The following is a 24,859-nucleotide window of genomic DNA, read 5'->3' as shown; positions in this document are numbered from 1 at the left end:
TGCCCTTTTATAAACCTAACCCTGCCTATATGAAAAATATGTACACTACGTACTTTACTCACCAGTCAATTAAGCTACGTTCCTTATTTATATCGGCTCTATTCCTGACGATTTCGTGGTTCACATCTGGGCAATCGTTACCAGCAGGTTTTAATAACAGCCTTGTTCTTAATGGTTATACAACGCCAATGGGAACAATTTTTTCGCCTGATGGAAAACAGCTTTTTGTCTGGGATAAAGCAGGTCGTGTTTGGGTATCTAACTGGAATGGTGTTCAATACGTTAAGCAAACATCAGTGGTTCTAGATATTAGTCCGGAAGTTGGGAACTGGCGTGATTTTGGGTTAGCGAGTATGTGTCTCGATCCCAATTTTGCCACGAATGGCTTAATTTACCTGTTCTACGTAGTGGATCGTCACCATCTACTTAACTTCGGTACTACTGCTTACAATGCTGCCACTAACGATTATTTCAAGGCGACTATTAGCCGTGTAACACGCTATAAAGTTTTAAAAACAAATAACGTATTGACTGCCGATGCCAGTAGCCGGAAGGTTCTTCTGGGCGAAACAAAATCAACAGGCGTACCACTCACTCATGAATCTCATGCTGGCGGAACAATTCTATTTGGAACGGACGGTACGTTGCTGGTTTCTACTGGTGATAATGCGAGTTATAATACAACCGACAAGGGAAGCTCCAGCGATACGTATTGGCAGACGGCAATTAGTGATGGTATCATGCGGACCAATGAAAATGTTGGAGCATTTCGGGCACAAATGATTACGTCACTGTGTGGTAAAGTACTACGTATCGACCCGAATACAGGCGATGGCGTAGCCAGTAATCCGTTTTATAGTTCAGCTAATCCCCGTGCCCCTGCTTCAAGAGTGTGGGCGTTGGGTTTTCGAAATCCAAACCGAATGAGCCTTCAGTCGGGTACTGGTAGTACCAATCCCGCGAATGGAAATCCAGGTACGTTGTATGTCGGCGATGTCGGCTGGTCAACCTGGGAAGATGTTCATTTGATAAAGCAGGGTGGAGAAAATGCGGGCTGGCCCATTTACGAAGGCATTTTGGAGATTAGTTCCTACGCAACCGCTGCCCAGACACTCGAAAATCGCGATGAGCCTAATCCAACCAATACGTGCAATAAACCTTACCTGACCTTTGCAAATCTGTTAAAGCAAGCTTCAAGTGGCACAACTACTGTATTGAATCCGTGTAGTAACCAGCCCTTGCCGGGTTTGCAACGACGCTACGTCCATAGTGTTCCCGCGCTCGACTATCACCATACACAAAACAACGCTCGAGTACCTGTTTTTACAAGCACAACCACTACGGCGTCTCTGATTGGCTCCAGCGGTTCTCCGGCTACAGGAACCCCGTTTAAAGGAAACTGCGTAACGGGCGGCATCTATTACACGGGCACCAATTTCCCGGCGGCATACCGCAACCTTTACTTCTTTGGGGATTATGGCAACAACTGGATTAAAGCTGCTACACTAAACAGCAACGGAGCTGTTACGAATGTGCGTGATTTTGTGCCTGCTGGAGGAACAAATGGTGTTGTCGATATTGAATACAATCCGCTGGATGAGGCAATCTATTTTACCAACATCAATAACGGCGAAATTCGTAAAATAAGCTACGGTACCAATCAGCCGCCAATTGCTGTTATTTCGGCTGATAAAACAGTTGGAAGTAGTCCCTTGACCGTTCAGTTTAAAGGTGACGGTTCTAGTGACCCAGATGGCGATGCCATTACCTATGCCTGGGATTTTGGTGATGCTACGTCATCAACGGCCATTAATCCCGCTCATACGTTTACAGGAACGGGAACGCAAAGCTTTACGGTTCGATTAACGGTGACCGACTCAAGAGGGCAAACGGCAAGTCAGCAAATGGTGATTTCGCTCAATAACGCTGCTCCAACGGTGAAGATTACGACACCTGCTGCAAACAGCCTTTATCCGCTCGACCGGGAAAGCACGTATCAATTAAAAGCGACTGTTACAGACGAAACGCCTGCTAGTCTGGCTTATAGCTGGCAGGTGATTCTGCGTCATAATAACCACCAACACGCCGAGCCTGTAGTAACGGAAGCTTCGCCCAGTGTAAAGATTTCCCCGGTCGGTTGTGACGGTGATACGTATTATTATCTGATCAAGGTTCTGGTGACGGATAATGGTGGATTGACAGCAACTGATTCGGTTAAGATCTACCCAGATTGTGCTTCGGCAAATCTGGCCGTCCGTAATTTGGTCGGAACTGTCAATGCCAACACAAATGTGAACCTGAACTGGTCATCGCCCACTGCTCCGTTTGATGAAGTGCTTGTTGCGGTTAAAGCAGGAAGTGGTTTTCTGGATAGGCCGTCAGGAACAAGCTATACCGCCAATGCTGATTTTACAGGCAATGGCTCAGCGATTGAAGGGGGCAAGGTAGCCTATCGCGGAACGGCCAGTATGGTAACGGTAACAAACCTAAGTCCGCAGACAACGTATTATTTTCGGGTGTTTACAAGAGCCGGAACTGCGTGGTCGGGTGGGGTAGAAGTAAGCGTAACAACAGGTTCTGCTCCAACCGGACCGGGCCAATTCGATCCAGCCTTATGCTATAAACTTACCAACCGAGTCAGTGGTCGATCTCTGGGAGTTGAAGGTGCTTCGACTATGGATGATGCTACTGTAAAGCAATTTACCTTCGTCGATCAGCCTTGGCAGAAATGGAAGTTTCAATCGGTAGGAACAAACACGTATCAATTAACCGCATCACATAGCGGAAAAGTACTGACAGTACAAAACGGTGCAACGAACGACTGGGCCAGTATAAGTCAGACCACTAATGCTAACGCTACGTATCAGCGCTGGGTTATACAGACCGATAATGACGGATTTTCAACATTAAAGGCTGTTCATTCAAATAAATTGTTGGACGTAGCAAATCAGAGCGAAGGTGCCATGGTAATTCAGTACGCACAAAGTGGCGCTTATGTTCAGTACTGGAAAATTGAAACAACGGGTTGCACTAGTACCACAACAGCACCGCCAACATCAGTCTCACTGTGTTATAAACTAACTAACCGGATTAGTGGCAGGGCGTTGGAAGTGGAAGGTGCTTCAACCGTTGATGGCGCTTCGATTAAGCAGCGTACCTTTATTAATCAAGCCTGGCAGAAATGGGAAATGCGCCCAACAGGCGTAGCAAATACGTATCAATTTGTTGCCGTTCATAGCGGGAAAGCGCTTACTGTTCCGAATGCGGCAACCAACGACTGGGCGATGCTGACTCAGGCTACAAGTGTATCAACGGCTACGCATCAACGCTGGTTGGTGCAATCAGTTGGGGATGGATTTTCAACGCTGAAAGCTGTTCACTCAAACAAAATGCTTGACGTAGCGAACCAGGATGAAGGAGCTACGGTGATTCAATATGCACAAAGTGGAGCCTATGCTCAGCACTGGAAGATCGAAACCGTTGGCTGTTCGGCTGGTGGTCGCTTGGGTGAAGAATTGGAATCGTTGCTAAAAATATTCCCCAACCCTGCACAAACTTTTGTGGATGTTTTCATACCTGTCGAAGATCAAACAGAAGTTGAGTTAAATTTAATTTCGATAGCGGGTAACCGTGTTTACACAGAGAAACTAAGGCTCGAAGGTCCAACAACACATAGGGTATCTGTAGCTGATTTGCCAGTTGGATTATATATAATTCGACTACAAGCTGGTGAACAATGGACCAAGACTCATCGTTTACTAATTAGTCGTTAGGCATACTAGAAGAATGGTTCAATAAGGATTATTTTGCTATCCTTATTGAATGGGACAATAAATACTCTGTTTGTTCGAGTATTTATACTTATAAAAATTTAGATAAAGTTCTAATAATGAGCGCTTTATTGTTGAGTGAAATATTTTTTTAACGAAGGGATATTTTTTTTATTATTTTTGTTTTATAATTGTGTCGAAAAGAAAAGTTTTTCATAACGTTGAGTAAATCAGAAAGCCAAGAGAGTGTCTCGCTTGGCTTTTTTGTTTGTATATATGTTGATATTAATACATCTAGTCTCCTCTTTTTTTGCGCCATCAATCAGATTTACTCCTGCCTAGGTTGTAGCGAATTTCATCGCCAATAATGCTACGTAACAATTATGACATTTACATGTTGCGGGTAATTGGCTGTTAATGACGTAATGGCTCCACACTTTGTCTAATGTCGTTTATTCAGTAAGGCATCGATACTCCATTGACCTGAGCCAGTAAAGAAAAATACCAGAGCAAGTAAAACGAAAAGAAACGGGTGCTGATCTTCATACCAGATTTTACCATGACCGATGAAGAAGCTAATGTAAAGCATCGTACCGATTGTAATTAGGCAAGCTAATCGGATCAGAAAACCTGTAGCGAATAAAATACCAGCTACCAGCTCAGATCCTTTACCTAGATACACCATTAACGTAGCGGATGAAGTTCCTTTAAATACGTCCCAATCTGCATACTCCTTCATTTTAATTGGATCGAAAACTTCCCATCCGTGATAGGTCAATAATAGCCCAACAATAATTCGAATCAGGGCAAGTCCAACTCCCTGATAGATGCCTTCTGCTGAAAAGAATCGCATTTATAAACTAGTTTTGATGTTATGCATGTCTGCTAATGTACTTGAATAATACGTTATAACCGGGCAGAGGTAACACAGATGAGCTATAAATAAAAATGCTCCTGATCGAAAGATCAGGAGCATTTTTACAAAATCAGGGAAATCTATCAATCAGATAAATTTCGAGATATTATTACATCATGCCGCCCATGCCACCTGGGTGACCATGACCACCGCCACCTGCTGGAGCTTCTTCTGGCTCATCAGCGATAACACATTCGGTCGTCAGCAACAGACCAGCAATAGATGCTGCGTTTTCCAGAGCAAGACGTGATACTTTTTTCGGATCAATGATACCAGCTGCGAACAGATCTTCGAACGTATCGTTTTTCGCGTTGTAGCCGAAACCGCCTTCACCATCTTTCACTTTGTTCACAACTACAGAACCTTCGCCACCAGCATTGGCAACAATGGTACGTAGTGGTGATTCCAGAGCCTGACGGATGATGTTGATACCGGTTTTCTCGTCTTCATTGATAGCGTTAACACCATCAAGAGATGGGATTGCGCGGATCAGAGCAATACCACCACCCGTTACGATACCTTCTTCAACAGCAGCACGAGTTGCGTGCAGAGCATCATCAACACGGTCTTTCTTTTCTTTCATCTCTACTTCGGTAGCAGCACCGATGTAAAGAATAGCTACACCACCCGAAAGTTTAGCCAGACGCTCCTGCAATTTCTCGCGGTCGTAATCCGACGTAGTGTTTTCGATTTGTGCTTTAATTTGGTTAACCCGACCCGTGATATCGTCTTTATGACCAACACCGTTAACAACAGTTGTGTTGTCTTTGTCAATCAGAATCTTCTCTGCCTGACCCAGATAGTTGATATCTATATTTTCGAGTTTATAGCCACGCTCTTCGCTGATAACCTGACCACCGGTCAGAATAGCGATATCTTCCAGCATAGCTTTCCGACGGTCGCCGAAACCAGGAGCTTTAACAGCCGCTACTTTCAGAGCACCACGGATTTTGTTAACTACCAACGTAGCAAGTGCTTCGCCATCAACATCTTCAGCGATGATCAACAGCGGACGGCCGGTTTGAGCAACTTGCTCCAGAACTGGCAACAGCTCTTTCATCGACGAAACTTTCTTCTCCGAAATCAGGATGAACGGACGCTCCAGTTCAACTTCCATTTTCTCGGTGTTCGTTACGAAGTAAGGCGACAGGTAACCCCGGTCGAACTGCATACCTTCAACGGTTTTAACTTCCGTTTCGGTACCACGAGCTTCTTCAACCGTGATCACGCCTTCTTTACCTACTTTTTTCATGGCTTCGGCAATCATCTTACCGATTTCCTCGTCGTGGTTAGCCGAGATGGTAGCAACCTGCTCGATTTTACCGAAGTCGTCGCCAATGGTTTGCGCTTGCTCAGCCAATTGAGCTGTAACAGCCTGAACCGCTTTGTCGATACCACGCTTCAGATCCATTGGGTTAGCACCCGCTGCTACGTTCTTCGCGCCGATCGAGTAGATTGCCTGTGCTAATACAGTAGCGGTAGTTGTACCATCACCAGCCGAATCAGCAGTTTTCGAAGCAACTTCTTTAACCAATTGAGCGCCCATGTTTTCCATGGCGTCTTTCAGTTCAATTTCTTTAGCTACCGTTACACCATCTTTGGTGATTGCAGGCGAGCCGAATTTTTTATCAAGGATTACGTTACGTCCTTTAGGACCCAGCGTTACTTTCACTGCGTCGGCGAGGGTATCAACACCCTTCTTAATGCGCTCACGAGCTTCGGTATCAAAAAATATTTTCTTAGCCATTGTCTTTTTAAGTGATGAGTTATAAGTGATGAGAGATGAGTGCCTTACAAGCGTACTTACTCATCGTTCATCACCGCTCCGGCGACCCGGTCATCGTTTATCGTTCAATTAAAGGATTGCGAAAATGTCGGATTCACGCATGATGAGGTACTCTTTGCCTTCAACGGTGATTTCTGTACCAGCATATTTACCGTACAACACCGTATCGCCCACCTGAACCGTCAGCGGTTCATCTTTCTTACCTGCGCCAACGGCAACGACCGTACCACGCTGGGGTTTTTCCTTTGCCGTATCAGGAATGATAATCCCGAACGAGGTTTTTTCTTCTGCCGGAGCTGCTTCTACCAGCACCCGGTCGGCCAGCGGTTTCACGTTCACTTTAACGCTTTCCGTTTCTGCTACCATGATAGTAATGAGTTGATTAAGGTTATTACTGTTTGTGTACTGTTGTATTACACGACGTTCTGCAATCGCCAATTACTGTGCCAATAGGGAAGATACTGTCAAATTTTCCGCTTTCTGACTGACATACTGCCATTTGTCTGATTTGCTAAACTTCCTTTGGCTTTGGAAGTTATTCGGGCAAATAGAATTTGGTAGTTTGTGAATCATTGCTTACATTAACCATGTCATATACCCTCCGAATCGTTAATTCCAGTGTATGAAAAAATTACAACCTGACTGGTTTACACAAAACTGGCTGGATGCTGAATACCAAAAATATGTCGTGATGGCATATCTCCAGGCTGTCCAGAAAAACTTCACCGAACATAAACTTTGCCCTGATTTACCTGAATTACGCGATCACTATGATGCTGGTATTCGTTTTTCGAGGGGCAAAGGTACGCTAAATGCCGCTTTCCCAAAACGTATTAAACGGATTAGTGGACAGCCACCCCAGATTGAATATACTTCGGAGGTGAATGAAGCCTCATTTATGGCAGAGATTGATGCGATTATTGGTTTTGCATTGCCACGTTTTCAGAAAATGCTGACAGAAGGTCAGCAGCGCTGGTCGGATATTGCCCAGTCATTAAAACTTGCTCCAATTGGCGTAATGCCGTTACGTCCTCAGGAGGGATACCTGCTGCTGCACGTAACAAATCAATCCGAAACGCAGATTTACCAGTTTCGTATTACGTTATATTCTGAGCAGGAACCGGGCGGCCGCATGGTGCAATTGCAGTTTGTTGAAGCAGTACGTAAAGGCTTGGCTAATACGTTCGAAAATATTAAGCTTGATTTGATACGTCGCTATCGTCATTTGCCAAATCCTGCTACGTATATGCTGGAGAGTAATCATACGTATCCGGTTCAGGAAACACTCTTGCCCATTGCCCGGCAACTTCTGGTTCAGGCAACAGCTTAATAAAAAAGCCATTCCCGTCTGAGAATGGCTTTTTTATTAATGATAATGATACGTAGCAGAATTACTTCTGTGGAGTCAACGCTGAGGTTGAAGCACCTGGAGTAGCAGCGCCCGGAGCAGCCTGACTTGGCGCAGCACCATTGGCTGCGTTAGGAGCGGCAGCACCCGGTAGCGTTTGCGTTTGGGCACGGTCAACGTTAGCACTATTGATGATACCTGCCTGATTCCGGTCGACCATTACGTATGAAGCCAGCGATAATACCATTACGGCAATACCGAGACCCCAGGTGATTTGCTCGAGCAGGTCAGTTGTTTTTTTAACACCCATCAATTGGTTCGAGCCTAGGCCGCCAAATTCGCCAGCCAGCCCTCCGCCTTTTGAGTTTTGAATCAGAACAATTAAAACCAACAGAACGGTAAGAATGCAAATAAAGACAATGATTGCCGTTGCCATGAAAAACGTTACTTAAATGTTTTGTTAATGTCTTGACTAATTTAGAGACAGGCAAAGTTTATTCCTCAGCTGCTTTTCGATGATTCTCCATTTCAGTCATTTTATCCGCAAAGTACGCCTTTTTTTCTGGATTTCTTGACATTAGTTTTTTATAGATATCACGAGCCTTATCAAATTTGCCCTGCTTCTCTAAAACTTTGGCGAAACTTTCAGTCACAAGCCCCCCACTAACAATTTTGTTACGTTTGGTCAGGTCTTCCTGATCAGGCACTTCCTTGGTGGCGATACGAGAAATGCTGGGCTCATTTTTAATGAAATTCTCGATTATGTCGAATTGACGTTTACGCTCAAGATCGGCAGGTGTCAACTCTTCAGTAGGAGGTTCAGCTATTTGAGCCAGATCATTTTGCAGTGTTGTTTCGGTAAGCGTTGTATCTTCCGGCGTTGGCATGGTTGGCAGACGCAACAACTGCAACTTTGGAAAACCGCCACTCAGTCCGCTTTTCGACTTAAAGAGCGCGTAACTTTCCTGCTGATAATCGTCGGGAATAGGTACATGCTTGGCCGAAAGCTCATTCAGACGGGTCAGCAGGTTCGTTGACCACTGAAATTCATTATCGACCAGTTTGCGGAGCGCGTTCCGGCTTAATGCGTGGGCGGCAGCCTGCCGAACTGACGAGACGGCCTGTGTTCGTTGATGAATAGAGGCAGCCTTGGCCGTTAAGGTATAGAGCGACTGGCAGTACGGAAACGCCGACAGGTTTTCCTGAAGCTGATTCAAATCAGCAACCGAAAGGTCTTCGGGATGTGTGACCCAGTACGAAAATGTTTCTTTATCGAGTGCTTGCACGGTAAACGGTCATTGACGAATGGAGCCGCCCAACTGGTTTTGTTACGTATGCTAAAGTACTTTTTTTTCAGCACTAAATTGTAACCGTAACTCTATTAAACTTTTTGTTACCAGTCGGCGGCTGTCTTATTAAAAATATCTAGCACAATTTGATCCAAAATTTTCGGGACCAGTCGGCTTTCATTCTGGCTTAGTGTTTGACCCTGCGGGAAATCCTGATAAAAGGAGAACGATTGTTCAAAGTTCTTACTTTCATCCTTATTGTTGTAAAACCTTGCTAAGACGGTGATTTGTAAACGGTTAACACTCGCCTGGTCTTGTGCAGATGGTGCTACCGCCTGTAATTCATAGCCAGTAATATTGCCTTCCAGCAGAATATCACCATTGGCTGGAACTACCTTTAAATTTGTGTATCGCTGGTAATATTCTTTTAATTTTTCGTTGAATGTTAGCGGAAGGTTAGCCGGACCACCTGCCGTTGCCAGTACAAAGTTGTTGACCGTTACGGTTTTAATATCGGGCGAGAGCGTTGTTCCTGTAAAAGAATAGACTCCACATGATTGAACGATGAGCGATGAGCTAAGAACGATGAGTGCCAGAAAGGTTTGCTTTATCATTACATTCATCGGTCTTAGCTTATCACTCATCACTCCTAACTTATTCTTCATCAATCTCATACTGTTTGATTTTCCGGTACAACGTCCGTTCTGAAATGCCTAGTGCCTGAGCTGCGTATTTGCGCTTGTTATTGTTACGTCGGAGGGCTTTCAGAATCATTTCCTTTTCCTGCCGTTCAAGCGAGAGCGAATCGTCTTCCTCTGTTTCATGACTGACATCTTCAACCGTTACGTCGTTGACGTCATGATCCACATCATCGAAAATCTGGACGGGCGGATGAGCACCATAGGTTTCAGATGTAGGCGGAATGGAATCAGCACGTAGCGAACCGTTTGTGGCTGGTAAAAAGCGTGTTACGTCGCTGGACGGACGAGGATCGATATCAGGAGAAATTGAGTCGAACAGGTCTTTGTGCGTATGCAGAATCTGGCGGCCATCCTGTTCATTTCCTAGTACGTCGCGTACGAGCTTTTTAAGTTCGTTAACATCCCGACGCATATCGAAAAGCACTTTATAGAGCAGTTCGCGTTCTGAGAAATTTTCGTTGGCCGTTGCGCTTCCTGCATAAGGAAACAACGCCAGTGCACGGCCCGGCTGTTGTTGCGACTGAGGTAGGTATTTTGCCAAAGCAGGTGCGTCGATGGCTTTGTTTTGTTCAGACTCAAGAATAGAAACCTGTTCTGCGATGTTTTTCAACTGCCGAATATTACCCGGAAATGGAAACGCCATCAGGGTTTCTTTGGCATCTTCGGTAAGTTGAAGTGGTTTGATACGATAGCGTTCGGCAAAATCTGTAGTGAATTTCCGAAAGAGCAATTCAATATCGGTGCCACGTTCGCGCAGAGGTGGTACGTAGATAGGTACCGTATTGAGTCGATAATATAAATCTTCCCGGAATTTACCTTTCTCAACGGCGTCCATCAGGTTGACGTTGGTTGCGGCAACTACGCGAACGTCGGTCTTCTGGGTTTTGGAAGAACCTACCCGGATAAACTCGCCATTTTCGAGAACACGTAGCAATCGGGCTTGTGTACCCAGCGGCATCTCACCTATTTCATCCAGAAAAATAGTACCACCGTTCGTCGTTTCGAAATAGCCTTTACGAGCGTCTACAGCACCTGTAAATGATCCTTTTTCGTGACCAAATAGCTCAGAATCAATGGTTCCCTCAGGAATGGCACCACAGTTAATGGCAATAAACTGGCCGTGTTTGCGGGAACTCAGGCTATGAATGATTTTCGAAAATGACTCTTTCCCACTACCACTTTCGCCCGTAATAAGCACAGTAAGATCGGTAGCCGCTACCTGCATCGCTACGTTGATAGCGTAGTTTAGTCCAGGGGCGTTACCAATTATACCGAAACGTTGTTTTACGCTTTGAATTTCCTGTTGATTCATAAAGGTCTACGGTCGCTGTGGTGTCAGTTTCTTAAAACTGACACTCTTTACAACTCGAAAGTGTTGGTTTCTTTAACCAGCACTACGTATTATACTACTTCACCGAGCAACGTAGCAGACGTGCATTCGTTGACAAGTACGTTAACGTATTGACCTTTCTGGTAATCACCTTTTGGGAAAACCACCATTTTATTCTGATCGTTACGTCCACACAGAAAATCGTCGGAGCGTTTAGATGTTCCTTCGATTAGTACGCGCTGAACCTGTCCGATGTGTCGTTTATTACGTTCAGACGAATGGGTTAGTTGTTTCGCGATGATTTCATTAAGACGTCTTTTCTTAACATCTTCCGGAATATCGTCCTTGTATTTTTTGGCGGCCAGTGTACCCGGTCGTTCCGAATAGGCGAACATGTAGGCATAATCGTAATGAACGTAGTCCATCAGCGAGAGTGATTCCTGATGTTCGTCTTCTGTTTCGGTACAGAAGCCTGAAATCATGTCGGTCGATATGCCACAATCTTCACCCAGAATTTCCCGGATACGGTCAATTTTGCCGACGTACCACTCCCGGTCGTATGTCCGGTTCATGATCTTCAATACACGGCTGTTACCGCTTTGAGCAGGTAAGTGAATGTAGTTGCAAATGTTGTCGTAACGGGCCATGGTATGCAGCACATCGTCCGTAATATCTTTTGGGTGCGACGTTGAGAAACGTACCCGCAGATCAGGATGGATAAGCGCAACCATTTCGAGTAGGTTCGCGAAGGTTGTTGTATTGAGAGCGAGGAGTGAGGAGTCAGGAGAATCATTTGCATCAGCTACTTCTCGCTCCACGCTCCTCGCTTCTAGTACCCATTTATAACTATCCACGTTCTGCCCCAGAAGCGTTACCTCGCGATAGCCCCTATCGAAAAGATCTTGTGCTTCGCGGACAATGCTGTGCGGATCGCGGCTCCGTTCCCGACCTCGTGTGAAAGGTACCACGCAGAAGCTACACATATTATCGCAGCCTCGCATGATGGATACGAATGCGGTTACGCCGTTAGAATTCAGGCGAATCGGTGAAATATCGGCGTAGGTTTCCTCGCGAGAGAGGAATACATTTACTGCCTTCTGACCCGACTCTGCTTCTTCGACCAGTTTCGGAATATCGCGATAGGCATCGGGACCAGCCACAATATCAACCACTTTTTCTTCTTCCAACAGCTTGGTTTTGAGCCGTTCGGCCATACAGCCCAGCATACCTACCAGCAACTCGGGCTTTTGCCGTTTCAGTCCAGTCAGGTGCTTGAGCCGATTCCGTACTTTTTGTTCCGCATTATCGCGGATAGCACAGGTATTCAGAAAAATAAGGTCTGCATCTTCGGCTGTAGAAGTCGTTGCAAAGCCGGCATTTCGCATGACAGCGGCCACAATTTCGCTGTCGGCAAAATTCATCTGGCAACCGTAGCTTTCAATATAAAGTCGCTTTTTACCTATTGCCAGCTCATCTTCAGAGGTGCGAGGCAGGTCAATTTGCTCTTTATCTTCGGGTTGCAATATGGTCAGTTCGGGAATGAGCGCCATGTCAATTACTTGTCATTGTTCGATTGCCGTCAATTAACTCGTTTCGGTGCCAACTATGCTGACGACGCGTAACAAACGACTCTCGTGTTTTTTACAAATTTACGAATAAACCCCCGAAAAGCTGTCATTTTGGCAGACGATGCTCGTTAAATTCTCTTAAACATCGGGAGGTGAGCCTATTGGCGTAAAGAGATATTTATTGGATCGACTAGTTTATGACCACTTACTCAATTGACTATTAGTAGGTTGTCAAGATTCGAAAAAGTAAATTATTTTGGTCGGACAATTCTTAACTAAAAGCAAACATGCATTCCTTCCCGGTACGTCCTCACTTTAACCTACGCAAAAACAAACAGGTAACCCTCTCAAAACAATTGCCCGCTACGCCATCAATCGGTAATCGGGTTCCACTTCCTGCCGGAACAGTCGGCTATATTACTAGTACAGGCTTCGAAAATGGAGCACTAAACGTACTATTCGATACGTATGGCTTTGGACGGCACGAAACAAAGTTTAACGAATTCAGCGCCGAAAATTATCTGGAATGTGATCCTTGGTAAACCGGATTTATTATATCTGATACGTAGTAAAAGCCCATATGCCTGTTCTAATCAAATGGGCTTTTTTATTAGAAAGGGTATCCAATGCCAAAGTTGATAATCAACGGATTGGGGCCAGATGACATTCGGCGGAATGAAAATAAGGGAAGCATGAACCGCTCATCTTTGAAAGAAAGGTCGGGTTTGGGCTGATATTTTCGTGCGGGGTCCCACACTTTAATACCACCATCGAAGCGTATCACGAAAAAGGAGAAGTCGATACGTAAGCCTACGCCCGTACCAACGGCGATCTGCGGAATAAACGTATCAAATTGAAATTGCTCGCCAACACGCCGGGGATTATCTCGGATTGACCAGACATTACCCGCATCGATAAACAATGCGCCATTCACATCGGCACCTAGCCGAAACAGGCGACCTCGTAACTCAACTGAGCCTTCAATAAGCATATCCCCCGGTTTTTCGAAGGTATAGGCAAATTGATCTCCACGACCTGGCCGCTTGTTGAAAGCAGGTACTGTTGGATAATCGGGAGTTGGCTGTGGCATTTCAGAGCCAGGTCCTAAACGACGTGGAAGCCAGCCCCGAATGCTGTTACTGCCCCCCGCAAAGAATAGTTTTTCGTAAGGGGCTGTGCTATTTGGGCCATACCCATAAACGATTCCGGTGTTAAATCGAAAGGCCAACGTAGTACGTGAACGAATAGGAACGTAGTGACGATAATCGACGCTTAACCGTAAGAATTTATAAAACTGAAGCCCTGTAACGGACGTATCGCTCCAATGCTCAATCGTTTTGTTTGAAAAAAAATTGAGCGTTGTACCGCCCGATTCAATTGCGCTGCGAAAGAAATTTGCCCGACGATTCTTGCCCGGTACGTTGGTGTTATAGGTATAGGCAAAACTAAAACTGGAACTGAGTGACCGACGAAAACTCTGTGCAATTGTACTCCCAGTACTTGTCTCTAGTGCAAGCTGTTTCTGGAAAGCGGCTCCTATGTCTGTATTCGGAAAATTAGCGTTGATGAGATTGATGTCCGCTATAAGAAAATTAAACTGTTTTGATTGGGTAATTTGCCAGTTATAAGCCATGGTTGCCCGTAGCAAGGAACGTGTGTAATCTGGGCGGATGGTATTATTAAAGCTAAGGCTGACCTGCGTATTCGGATTGTATCGGGTGAAAAAAAAGCGACCTCTGCCCGGAAAAAGAATCTGTGGAAACGAAAGGGAAGTTATGATACCAAACTCATTCGATTGATAAAAAGTCCTGTTATCCTCTTGGTCAGTGCCAAACCCGGTCTGAAATTCAATGCCATAACGTACCGTTGTTTCAAAGGTTTCGAGGCCGCCAAACAGGTTTCGAGCCCGAAACGTTACGTTGGCGAATGGCCCAGGCTGTCTTTGGGCCAATACAAATAATCCGCCTTCGAACGTATAATCGTATTTGTCGAGGGGCGACGCTGTAATCAGAGTACGTAAACGCCGATTGGTGGTGTCGATAAAATTCAAATTGACAAATTTGAATTGGTTCAGCAGAAATAGCTGCCGTTGCGTATCACGATAATTGGCCTGACTATATAATTGATTGGGTCGAAACAGAATTTTACTTTCCAATAAGCGCAACGACATATTTCGGGCTCCCAGCAGATATTGAATACCGTCGCGTTTTAACGTATCGTATCTAGCTGATGCTGACGCCATAGCCGGATTGTCTCCCACTACTTCGGCATCACCATTGGGGCTGATACGTACTTCCACATCACCAATATTATAAATGGGATGGCTTGCGCTGCCCGGCGGATTGGCAATCTGTAAAACAACGTCGACTTTACGTAGCGTTGAATCGCCCGACTGAAAACGGTCGGTGCCGCGCCGGGTGGTATCTACGTCGGTGGCCCGGATATACTGACGGGAAAACGCATAATAGCCCTGATCACGTAGCAGACTTTCAATGCGGATTTTCTCTTCTGTCATATTTTCAAAATCAAACCGTTGCCCCGTCTGGAGCTTCGATACGTTGAGTGATTGCCGAACGATGGAATCAACTTTTGGATCGGCAACTTCATAGAAAATATTTCGCAGATAGAACCCCGCATTTTCATTGATCAAATAACTAACCCGAATCTGCCGCCGACGTAGTGTGTCGAGTTTATAGCGTACCCGTGCATTGAAAAAACCCTTGTCCGACAGGTATTTCTGCATCTTGGCGGCATTGGTCTGGGCATCTTTCTGGGCAAAATAGGCTGGTGGGTCACCTAGATTACGCATGGCCCAGTTTCCTTCTTCGGCACGTATTCGCAGTTTGTTCAGTTTTCGGCCATAGCGTCGGTTTAACTTTCGTAGTGCATTGGGTTGATTGGCCAGTGCCTGACTTTGCTGTTCAAATTCGTTAGTTTTGGCCTCCAACTCACGCAAAGCGGCTTCGCGGTCGAATCGGCGCTGACCGATCTGATAAAACCATAGTTGAGGAGTGATAGGTAATCCGAGCAGTCGACGGTTGGGTTTCTGCGGAATCAGGCTTTCCAGATCTTCGTCTGAAATAGCATGATTGCCCCGAACAGATTGCGATGTCAGAATGTATTCATTGCTGCGGAGTTGTTTTGAACTAAAACAGGAGGATAAACCAGCTAATAATATACAATGAATAATGAATAATGAACAATGACGCAGATAAGCGAAAGACTTTCTATTATTCATTATCCATTGTACATTATCCATTAACAATCTCATGCTTTCTAAAAATCAACTTAAATATATTCAGTCACTTCATCAGAAAAAGTACCGGCAGCAGCATGGTGCGTTTCTGGTAGAAGGCGCCAAGAGCGTTCAGGAAGTGTTGCAATCAGACTTTCAGACGGAAGTGGTTGTAGCAACCGAATTGTTTTACAAAGAAAACGCTCACCTCACAGACCGCCAACGAACTCCGGTGGAAATCGTTTCAGCGGCCGAGCTTACCCGCATGGGTACGTTAGAAAGTAACAATACGGCTCTGGCTGTGGTCAGAACGAAAGAAAACACTCCGCTATTGGCTAACACCCATGAGATTGCCCTGATTTTAGACGATATTCGTGATCCTGGTAATTTAGGAACCATACTACGTATTGCCGATTGGTATGGGATACGCAAAATTCTTTGCTCTGATACAACCGCCGATGTCTACAATCCTAAAGTGATTTCGGCCAGTAAAGGCTCGTTTACACGCGTAAACTGGTGGTATGGCGACGTAGTAGCCGTATTAAATCGCGCAAGTCTGCAACCCGAAAATCGGCCAATTGTTTATGGCGCGTTTCTAGATGGGGAGAATGTACATACGTTGTCGTTTGCTACGTCGGGGTATCTGATCATGGGCAATGAATCGAATGGTATAAGCCCTAACGTAGCACAGTACGTAACGCAACGGGTAACCATTCCGCGATATGGTGAGGCAGAATCGCTTAACGTAGGGATTGCCACCGCCGTTTTGCTCGACAATATTCGACGGGTTGCTGGCTCAACGTAGTTCGGCTTAAATGCGTATCTTTTCCTTAAAATCGAGTACCTGTATGCGCCGATTAGCAGTTCTGTTTCTGGGAGTATTGACGCTGTTGGGCTTTCTGCCAGAGCAGCCGCGCCCTAACACAAACGGACAGGCTGTGTATAAGCAATTTATGGCCGATAAAGTCCGCTTTCATCAGCAGGTACAGCAGTTGGCCAGTTTTGTACGCACTAACGCTAGTCAGGATTCACTTCAGATGGCGTTCCGGCGAAGTCGATTAAGCTACAAACGGATAGAATGGTTGCTCGAATATTATCAGCCCTATCTGGCTAGTCATGTTAATGGCCCACCTGTGGCAGAGATTGAAATTTATGAAATGGGTCAGCAAGCTATTCCGCCCACTGGATTGCAGGTAATTGAGCCGCTTCTGTTTCCTGAATTCCAATCGACCGATACGGCAAAAACGGCTGAGCTAAACCGCGAACTCACTACGTTGCTTTCCTATTCGGCGCGCCTGGAGCAGGGAATTCCGCCCATTCCGCTGACCGATTCGGATATCGTTGAAGCCACTCGTCAGCAACTTTTTCGACTCCTTTCACTCGGCATTACTGGCTACGATACGCCTGAGGTACGTAGTGCTTTGCCCGAAGCAGCTATCTCGCTTCGAACGTTACAGGCTGCGCTACGTCCTTACGAACAACAACTGCCAAAGCCAACAGTAACGTATCTGGAAAAGCGGTGGAAATCGGCTATACAAGCCGTTGACAATGAGCCTGATTTTGATACGTTCGACCGGGTTATGTTTATTCGGGAACAACTTTACCCGCTTTGTCGAGCCTTACAGCAGATGCGGCAGGAAGCCGGAATTGCCGAGCCGTCTTCTGGTCGATTTCTGTCGCCACAGGTTGCTACGTTATCGGATTCGGGTGCTTTTCGTCCCGACTATGTAACGAATTTTCGGGCTTTTGCCAGTACTCCGCAAAAGGTGGCTTTAGGACAGAAGTTGTTTTTCGACCCGTTGTTGTCGGGTAATAACAAACGAAGTTGTGCGTCCTGTCATCGGCCCGAACGAGCCTTTACCGACGGACGTAGCAAAAGCCGTGCCTTTGGCAATCCATTCAAACGGGTAAACCGGAACGCGCCTACGTTGCTGAATGCTGGCTTACAAAAGGCGCAATTTTATGATTCCCGCGTGGTTTATCTGGAAGATCAGGCTCACGACGTACTGAAAAACGCCCACGAAATGCGAACATCGCCCGAGGACGTAGTGACAAAGTTGGGAGCCAGTGCCCAGTATAAAAAGCTGTTCGTCGATGCCTTTCCGAACGGACTGAATCCTACCAATGTACGAAATGCGTTGGCCTGTTACGTTCGTAGTCTTAGTAGTTTGAATGCTCGTCCTGATCAGTACCTGCGTGGCGAAGCCGTTACGTTGTCGGCCGATGAACGGTTGGGGTTTAACTTATTTCTGGGGAAAGCCCGTTGTGCTACGTGCCATTTTTTTCCGATTTATAATGGTTACGTACCTCCTCATTTCGAAAAAGTAGAGAGCGAAATTATCGGCGTACCCAACCGACCAAAAATCAGCCGCGCGAAAATAGATCCCGATTTAGGCAAGTTTGGCCCATTTCAGAAAGATCTGCATCGATTTGCGTTTAAAACCCCAACGGTACGTAATGCTGCCTTAACAGCACCGTATATGCACAACGGGGCCTATAAAACGCTGGAACAGGTTGTCGATTTCTATAATCGGGGCGGTGGCCGGGGCATCGGAATCGACGTAGAGGGGCAAACTTTAGCCGATAAACCACTCGATTTAACCCCCCACGAACAACGCGCACTCGTTGCTTTTATGCAAGCCCTAACCGATACGACGGGACTGACAAAACGTCCTTACCAACTACCTGCTGTTGAAGGACATCCTGCCTGGAACCGTCGAAAATCGGGTGGGCGTTACTAGTAAGTTGACAGAGCGTTAAGGCTGAATTTTCAACTGGGCGTTCTGGCCGTGCAGAATTCGCACGCCGGGGTCGTAGATGACTTGACCAGCAAAAACAGTCGTGTTATCGGGAATCGTTATTAAGTGTTTCAAACGTAGTACGTCATTAGGTGCAGGTACGCGGTTGCCTGACCAAACCGCTGGATCGTTCCAGTCGCCAATTTTCAGGGTTTGCATACTGGCCGACGTTGTGTTGGTTACGTGAACTGTGAACGTATTCTGAACACAACTTTGAGCGTCGCGCACCTGATACGTATGCGTACCTACTGGCAGATTTATCACCACTGACCGGCTGGACGACGAGAAACCGCCATCGGCCGGGTTACTCCATACATAATTGCTGATGAAAGGGGCAGTAAGCGTAACTGATTGACCTGTTGCTACGGTTAGCGATTGCGGAATGCCAACATCTTTCAGGATTGTGAACTGATCGGCAATAGTGTATCCATAGGGTGGGTAAATGTTCTGATTTTGAAGAAATTTGGCATCGAGTCGGTTATCTTCTACATCAAAGTAAAAGGACCCACCAATATCTTTCTGCGTATAAACCATGGCTGGATGATTGCCCAGACCCGCAATTTTTTCCAATGCCCCCGCCGATCCAGCTACTATGTAGACAGTTCCTTGTTTTTTCTTCTCCGAAGTTTTCTTGTAGGGGCATGAACCACCCGAACCATCGTATCGTCCGTTGCTGTCGTCGCCAGGGAAACGGAAGGCTGATGGATTAGTTGAATAAGGTGTCATGCTATTGGCACTATACAAGTCGTGCAATGGATATGATCGTTCATACACATGACTGTGGCCAGTCAGGACCAGATCAACACCAAATCGCTCCAGAATAGGGTTGATGACTTGTCGAATGGCAATTAAATCGGCTTCGTTTTCTGAGTTATGTGACCCCTGACTATAAGATGGATAGTGCTGATACACAATTTTCCATTTCTTATTCGTCTGGGCCAGGTCTTCTTTTAACCAGATAACTTGCGGATGATTTAGCGTGTCTTCATAAAATCGTCGTTGCGTACCATTTACATCCCGACGCCCATACCCATCCAGCATCACAAAATGAATTGGGCCATAATCAAAGGAATACCATTCTTTCGTACCCGATGGAACACCACCTGCTTCGCCATTTATTGGGAAGTTGAAAATAGAGAAATAGGGGATGTTGTGATTTGCGGCCAGAACAGCACTGTTGTTATAATCGTGATTGCCCGGTATCGGATAAATCATCGAGTTTTTCATCAGACTAGTGTTTTGATACGGCTCAAAAAACTTAGCCTGATATTGGGGATCATCGCCATCGTAAGAATTGTCGCCAATAAGCATCCATAGGTCTGTTGGATTGCTGCCCCGAAACGACAAAAAGCCATCGCGTACTTTTATTTGGTTATTGTTTGTTTCATTGGAGCCGCTGTCGCCAAAGGAAGCGATTCGGATTTTACGCTTCGCATTAGCGGGTGGGGCCGTCAGAAAATAATTGTCTGCACCTTGTTGAAGTACTACTGTTGTTGTGCCAACACTATAAAAATACTGCTGATCGGGCTGAAGGTTTGTAAGCTGAATTTCGTGATCGGTTGAGCTAACAATTTCACTAACCGAACTGGATAGATTATTTGCCGAAAGCCCGTAGGTTACTTTGCCGATACTGGCGATATCGGTTCGCCAGCGAATAGTGGCTCCGGTTCGGGTACCTAGCGTCAGATAAGGCCCGCGCGTAATGGCAGGAGCTCCCTGTACGCGAATCTCTACGTTAAACGTAATATCCGACGTAGTAGGACCAACTTGATGAATTTCAGCAGCGATCAGATTGTCGCCATTTGTTAGTAACGTAGCACTAATGGGTTGCCAGGCCGACCAGGTTGTTTCTGCTGGAGTGTCAACCGAAACTGTGGCCAGGGTTGTGTAGGAAGCTGGGCCAGCGGGCATATTGTTGGTATTGCCGTTTACGTCACGTGGCAACTCAACACCATTCACATAAAGCAGAATGCCATCGTCGCGCATAAACCGAATTTCATAACCAGAATTCGCGTTCACGTCGGGAATGTTTATTGTCTTTCGAAAATAGGTTGTTGGAAATTTATTGGCTGGATTAAGGCCATAACTGATATAGTTTGTATACATATTGGCTTTGTATGGGTCATTACTGGCCGGGTCAACTGTGGCCAGATTTGGGTCGGTGGTTTCACCGTAGCCCATTCGACCACGTGCTACGCTACCGATATTTGTTTGCTGCCAATATGAATCGTTGAATCCTACAGTTCGCCAGCTCGTTCCGAGATCTGTCCCATGGTCACTATATTTCCAGTTTGTGGAAGTTGTCGATGTTATAGGTAATGGGATGGACGCGAGCGTATTACTATTAGATTCGGCAATAAATTCGAGGTCGAAACTTAAATCGGAACTGGTTGGTCCAATCTGATGTACTTCAGCGGCAATAACATTGTTGCCCGAACGAAGGGCTCCATTAGGAATGTAAAATTCGTGGAATGTAGTTTCTTCAGTATTGAGCGTAGCAGAGGTCGAGTACGTAATGGTTCCGGAAGGCATACCATCCCGACGAATTTCTACACCATTTACATAAATGACAATGCCATCATCACGTTTATAGCGGATCTTATACCGAAAGCGATTCTGGTATGAACCATCGGAAACTGTTTTTCGGAAATAGGCTGTGCGGTATTTGTTATTGGCATCGGGGCCATAACTGATTACGGTGGCTTCATCGCCATCACCATAACCAAGTTCCGATGCACCCGTAGCCCAGAACGTAGGACTACTGTCGTCATAGCCTACGTCTTTCCAGCTATACGTAGTGGCGCCTGCAGTCTGATCGGGTGGCATTGCACTTTTATCGGAGTAGCGCCACGTAGCACCATGAGCTACTAATGTGGTGGACGTAAGCTGTGCTTTCGTTGGTTGCCAGAGCAGCCATAATAAGCTTATAGGTATGAGTGTTTTCATAGTTATAAATTCCTATAAAGTCCATAAGAATATATGATGTTAAATGCGTATAACCTATAGGTAATCAGTATATTAGCTGTAGGTTATATGTCTAACGAATGTAGTTGTATTTTTTAATTATTGTACTAATTAATTGGATAATATTTGGTATTTATACTTAAGTAATTTAGTCTGATAATAAATAGGCATTAGCCACAAAAAAAGCGTGTAATCCTGCCGAGACGACAAGTACACGCTGAATAAAAATGTATGATAAGGTATTTACATGAACGAACTCATGGCCGATTCATTCGCTAGCTCTTCGGCGTGTTCTTTCCCTAAATACTGGTCGATAAAATAATGGGCAATGTAGAGCAGTGGTGTCAGTAGAATCGCCGTAAATGCTTTGTAGATGTAATTGATAATACCTACCGCTATTACCTGCGCCAGCGACCAATTGCCAAATACGTAGAAGGCAATGCCAAGAACAACAAACGAATCGATCAATTGAGAAATTAGTGTTGAACCCGTTGCCCGAAGCCATATTTTTCGGCTGCCTGTAATCTTACGTAGTGCCTGAAACACATAAGCATCAAGCAATTGGCCAATCAAAAAAGCCGTCAGCGAACCAATAATGATGCCCAACCCCTGCCGAAAAATCATCTGAAACGCGTTGTTGATATTGATCGCATTACCGGCCGCATCCTTCGCATTCACATCGAGCCAGAATTGCGCTGGTGGCAACGTAGTAACAGCATAAATAATCAGGAAACTATAGGCAACAAAACCGGCAGTCAGGAACGAAATCCGACGGACGCCCGCCTTGCCAAAATATTCATTAATAATATCGGACGTAACAAATACGAACGGCCAGATAACCGCTCCAGCCGTTAGGTTAAAGTCTAATACAAAATCGCCCAGAAGGTGAATTTGGGCTGGTTGCGTACCAATCAGCGTTTCGCCTGAAAAAATTTTGACGCCAATGATTTCGGCAATGAGCGCATTGGTCAGAAAAACTGCGCTTAGAAAAATAAATAGATTCGTGCGTTTATTGGTAAAAGAAGGCATAGTAAACGGGGAATGAATAATGGATAATGTAAAATGAATGGCAACTAATGAAATGGAAAGCAATCAGAACTCCATTGTTCATTTTACATTATCCATTACAATATTACTTCCGCTTATATACGTCGTTGACCGCAGTTTTTTCGTATCTACTGGCTAAATCAGGGGCTCGCTGAAATAGTTTTTCAACTACATTCTCACGGTCGATAATATAGTCGGGTGGATCGTTTCGAAAATGGTCGAATACGTTGATAACCGATTCGTAATTGTCTAGATTTTTCAGGTCGTATTTAGCCAGATCCCAGTTCAGGTAGGGTGTTGCCAGTCGATTCTGCCGATAGGCGCTCAAATCTTCGCCAATAATCAGAATCTGTTGATTCTGGATGTTGGGTGGCAGGGGCGAAGGTTGTACCTGTAAACTACTCAACCGACCCAACTCCGCCCCCGGAATCAGTCCGATAGCACCCTGATAAAACAGTAAAAGAATCAGGCTGAAAGCAATAATAAATCCTGTTTCGGCCAGCCACGCTTTTCGAACATTCTCGAAATAGAAATAGCTGAAATAGGCCATCGGCGGTACAAAACTCAGAAAGGCCATAGGTGCCAGAAATGGCATGAGCCCGATTGTTAGTACCGCAAAAACAAACCAGATAGCCATGATTTGCTGAATACGTTGCTGGAAATTGCCATAGCGATTTCGGCTGTTGAACAGGCTCAGAAAACCTAATACCCCTAACCCAAGCGGAATTAACAACGACGCGATTAACGACTGAAAATCAGATAGCGAATATTGACGAACCCGGAATACGGATGCCAGCAAATTTCGGTTGAAATCGTCAAGGCTATCGAACAGATAGTAAAACAGGATAGTACTGGCAATGGGGAAAAGGAAACCGAACATCGCCAGCGAATTCTGCCGGAACGTAGCACCTGTATAGAAAAGCAGGGAAATTACTGCCCAGAGAAGAAATAAGGCGGAAGGCAGGTAAAACAAGGCCGCAATACCAAGGTAAAAGCCTACTTCAAAAACTTCGTCGGTAGCACCGCGTCGTTCCATTTGGCGAACCAATGTGCCAAACGCCAATAACAGAAAACTCGTAGACATCAACACGGGTGAGAGCGTCAGACAGTCGAACGAGAGGTGCATGAACAGCATATATAGCAGCCCAGGCCAGAACGTCCGGTCAGGAAACACATCGCGGACGTTGGTTACGTAATTGAAATAAACGATCTGGAAAACCGTCACCAACGTAGCAGCCCCATGCAAAGCTACTGGCGACCGACCAAACACCGTATCGATTCCCCAGTAAACCAACGCCGAAAGCGGACTAACACTGTCCCAGATGTCGCGGTAAAGCAAGTCGCCCTGGCTCATTTGCTCCCCCACAATCATCCAGTTCAATTCTGGAATCAGCAACGGAATCGAGTGCAGCAGCAACGGCAGCCGGATAAGCAACAGCAAACCCAGCAGGCTTACGTATTGATATGAGAAATAGGATTGAAAGAAACGTAGCAAAGCCGGTAAACGTCAATAGTCATCACTCTTGGTCTAGTCCTCGATGTGTTTTTACACGACTGATTCATAGACTCACACCGGTAAAATTACAGTCAATTTCGGCAGAACGGAAAAATGAACGGATATTTGCAGGATAAGTTACGGATGTACTAGAATCAATCGTTAGTAGAAAAGCGTATGCTGAACTATTCAGACATTCTATCGTTCAGTGTAATACATAGTTTTTTGAGAATATGGAATCGAAACGACAGCAGAAAGTAGGGCGGCAATTGCAGAGAGATTTAAGTGAGATTTTTCAGCGTGAGGTGCCACATTTGTTCAACGGCGCTTTTATTACCGTCACCAATGTGCGCGTTTCGCCTGATTTAAGCGTAGCACGGGTTTATCTAAGCTTTTTAGCGACAAAAAATAAAGACCTGTTACTTGAAACGATTCAGGAGAAAGGAAAAGTGATTCGGCAGCACCTTGGCGAGCGAGTTCGCCATCAGTTACGTATCGTTCCTGAATTACATTTCTTCCTCGATGATACGTCTGAATACGCCGATAAAATGGACAAACTTTTCGCCGGTCTGGAAATTCCACCTGCGCCGGAAGAAGATGAGGACGAGTAAA

Annotated in this window: 18 protein-coding genes; 6 read left to right on the top strand and 12 right to left on the bottom strand. The window is 45.5% G+C overall.

Annotation, left to right across the window (positions count from 1 at the left end; all coding sequences use genetic code 11):
* The first annotated feature begins 29 nt into the window (after window positions 1–29).
* Window positions 30–3,773 (top strand): RICIN domain-containing protein, encoded by a 3,744-nt coding sequence (locus ACYVD4_RS17910; RefSeq protein WP_460948157.1) that lies wholly within the window; start codon window positions 30–32, stop codon window positions 3,771–3,773.
* Between the two features lie 439 nt (window positions 3,774–4,212).
* On the opposite strand, the gene ACYVD4_RS17905 is transcribed toward ACYVD4_RS17910, so the two are convergent.
* From ACYVD4_RS17905 to ACYVD4_RS17895, 3 genes are all read right to left on the bottom strand, one after another.
* On the bottom strand, window positions 4,213–4,623 hold the full coding sequence (locus ACYVD4_RS17905) for a DoxX family protein (RefSeq protein WP_460948155.1): 411 nt from the start codon (window positions 4,621–4,623) through the stop codon (window positions 4,213–4,215).
* Between the two features lie 172 nt (window positions 4,624–4,795).
* Window positions 4,796–6,433 (bottom strand): chaperonin GroEL, encoded by a 1,638-nt coding sequence (gene groL, locus ACYVD4_RS17900; RefSeq protein WP_460948153.1) that lies wholly within the window; start codon window positions 6,431–6,433, stop codon window positions 4,796–4,798.
* Between the two features lie 108 nt (window positions 6,434–6,541).
* Window positions 6,542–6,838: a co-chaperone GroES gene (locus ACYVD4_RS17895; protein ID WP_097124490.1), complete on the bottom strand. Its 297-nt coding sequence runs from the start codon at window positions 6,836–6,838 to the stop codon at window positions 6,542–6,544.
* A gap of 256 nt (window positions 6,839–7,094) precedes the next feature.
* On the opposite strand from ACYVD4_RS17895, the gene ACYVD4_RS17890 reads away from it, so the two are divergent.
* Complete coding sequence (locus ACYVD4_RS17890) at window positions 7,095–7,802, top strand: hypothetical protein (protein WP_460948150.1); 708 nt, start codon at window positions 7,095–7,097, stop codon at window positions 7,800–7,802.
* Between the two features lie 61 nt (window positions 7,803–7,863).
* Here the strand turns inward: ACYVD4_RS17890 and secG are convergent, their stop codons facing one another.
* The 5 genes from secG to miaB form a co-directional block, all read right to left on the bottom strand.
* Complete coding sequence (gene secG, locus ACYVD4_RS17885) at window positions 7,864–8,256, bottom strand: preprotein translocase subunit SecG (protein ID WP_460948148.1); 393 nt, start codon at window positions 8,254–8,256, stop codon at window positions 7,864–7,866.
* 58 nt (window positions 8,257–8,314) lie between these two features.
* The gene (locus ACYVD4_RS17880; protein ID WP_460948146.1) at window positions 8,315–9,106 is read right to left on the bottom strand and encodes a hypothetical protein; all 792 of its coding nucleotides are present in this window, start codon (window positions 9,104–9,106) and stop codon (window positions 8,315–8,317) included.
* A gap of 107 nt (window positions 9,107–9,213) precedes the next feature.
* Window positions 9,214–9,774: an LPS assembly lipoprotein LptE gene (lptE, locus tag ACYVD4_RS17875; RefSeq protein WP_460948144.1), complete on the bottom strand. Its 561-nt coding sequence runs from the start codon at window positions 9,772–9,774 to the stop codon at window positions 9,214–9,216.
* Window positions 9,764–11,122: a sigma-54 interaction domain-containing protein gene (locus ACYVD4_RS17870; protein ID WP_460948142.1), complete on the bottom strand. Its 1,359-nt coding sequence runs from the start codon at window positions 11,120–11,122 to the stop codon at window positions 9,764–9,766. Before ACYVD4_RS17870 ends, lptE begins: the two co-directional genes overlap by 11 nt.
* A gap of 89 nt (window positions 11,123–11,211) precedes the next feature.
* Window positions 11,212–12,690, bottom strand: a complete 1,479-nt coding sequence (gene miaB / locus ACYVD4_RS17865; RefSeq protein WP_460948140.1) for a tRNA (N6-isopentenyl adenosine(37)-C2)-methylthiotransferase MiaB — start codon at window positions 12,688–12,690, stop codon at window positions 11,212–11,214.
* A 305-nt stretch (window positions 12,691–12,995) separates the two neighbouring features.
* Between miaB and ACYVD4_RS17860 the strand changes: the two genes are divergently transcribed.
* The gene (locus ACYVD4_RS17860; protein WP_460948138.1) at window positions 12,996–13,250 is read left to right on the top strand and encodes a hypothetical protein; all 255 of its coding nucleotides are present in this window, start codon (window positions 12,996–12,998) and stop codon (window positions 13,248–13,250) included.
* Between the two features lie 68 nt (window positions 13,251–13,318).
* On the opposite strand, the gene tamL is transcribed toward ACYVD4_RS17860, so the two are convergent.
* Window positions 13,319–15,946 carry a translocation and assembly module lipoprotein TamL gene (tamL, locus tag ACYVD4_RS17855; RefSeq protein WP_460948136.1) on the bottom strand — a complete coding sequence of 876 codons (2,628 nt, stop codon included), beginning with the start codon at window positions 15,944–15,946 and terminating at the stop codon, window positions 13,319–13,321.
* A gap of 31 nt (window positions 15,947–15,977) precedes the next feature.
* Here tamL and ACYVD4_RS17850 point away from each other — a divergent pair, with 31 nt between their 5' ends.
* Window positions 15,978–16,748, top strand: a complete 771-nt coding sequence (locus tag ACYVD4_RS17850) for a TrmH family RNA methyltransferase (protein ID WP_460948134.1) — start codon at window positions 15,978–15,980, stop codon at window positions 16,746–16,748.
* Window positions 16,749–16,791: 43 nt separating this feature from the next.
* Window positions 16,792–18,684, top strand: coding sequence for a cytochrome-c peroxidase (locus ACYVD4_RS17845; protein ID WP_460948132.1), 1,893 nt, complete (start codon window positions 16,792–16,794; stop codon window positions 18,682–18,684).
* A gap of 15 nt (window positions 18,685–18,699) precedes the next feature.
* On the opposite strand, the gene ACYVD4_RS17840 is transcribed toward ACYVD4_RS17845, so the two are convergent.
* The 3 genes from ACYVD4_RS17840 to ACYVD4_RS17830 all read right to left on the bottom strand — a co-directional run bounded on the left by ACYVD4_RS17840 (window position 18,700) and on the right by ACYVD4_RS17830 (window position 24,247).
* Window positions 18,700–21,687 (bottom strand): purple acid phosphatase family protein, encoded by a 2,988-nt coding sequence (locus tag ACYVD4_RS17840; protein WP_460948130.1) that lies wholly within the window; start codon window positions 21,685–21,687, stop codon window positions 18,700–18,702.
* A gap of 261 nt (window positions 21,688–21,948) precedes the next feature.
* Window positions 21,949–22,734 carry a queuosine precursor transporter gene (locus tag ACYVD4_RS17835; protein ID WP_460948127.1) on the bottom strand — a complete coding sequence of 262 codons (786 nt, stop codon included), beginning with the start codon at window positions 22,732–22,734 and terminating at the stop codon, window positions 21,949–21,951.
* 103 nt (window positions 22,735–22,837) lie between these two features.
* Window positions 22,838–24,247, bottom strand: a complete 1,410-nt coding sequence (locus tag ACYVD4_RS17830) for a hypothetical protein (RefSeq protein ID WP_460948125.1) — start codon at window positions 24,245–24,247, stop codon at window positions 22,838–22,840.
* 233 nt (window positions 24,248–24,480) lie between these two features.
* Here ACYVD4_RS17830 and rbfA point away from each other — a divergent pair, with 233 nt between their 5' ends.
* Window positions 24,481–24,858 carry a 30S ribosome-binding factor RbfA gene (gene rbfA / locus ACYVD4_RS17825; protein WP_460948123.1) on the top strand — a complete coding sequence of 126 codons (378 nt, stop codon included), beginning with the start codon at window positions 24,481–24,483 and terminating at the stop codon, window positions 24,856–24,858.
* The last annotated feature ends 1 nt before the right edge of the window (window position 24,859 follow it).

It is taken from the genome of Spirosoma daeguense, assembly GCF_054776875.1.
The sequence above is the reverse complement of the archived record's forward strand: the minus strand, read 5'-3'. Positions and strand labels throughout refer to the sequence as shown.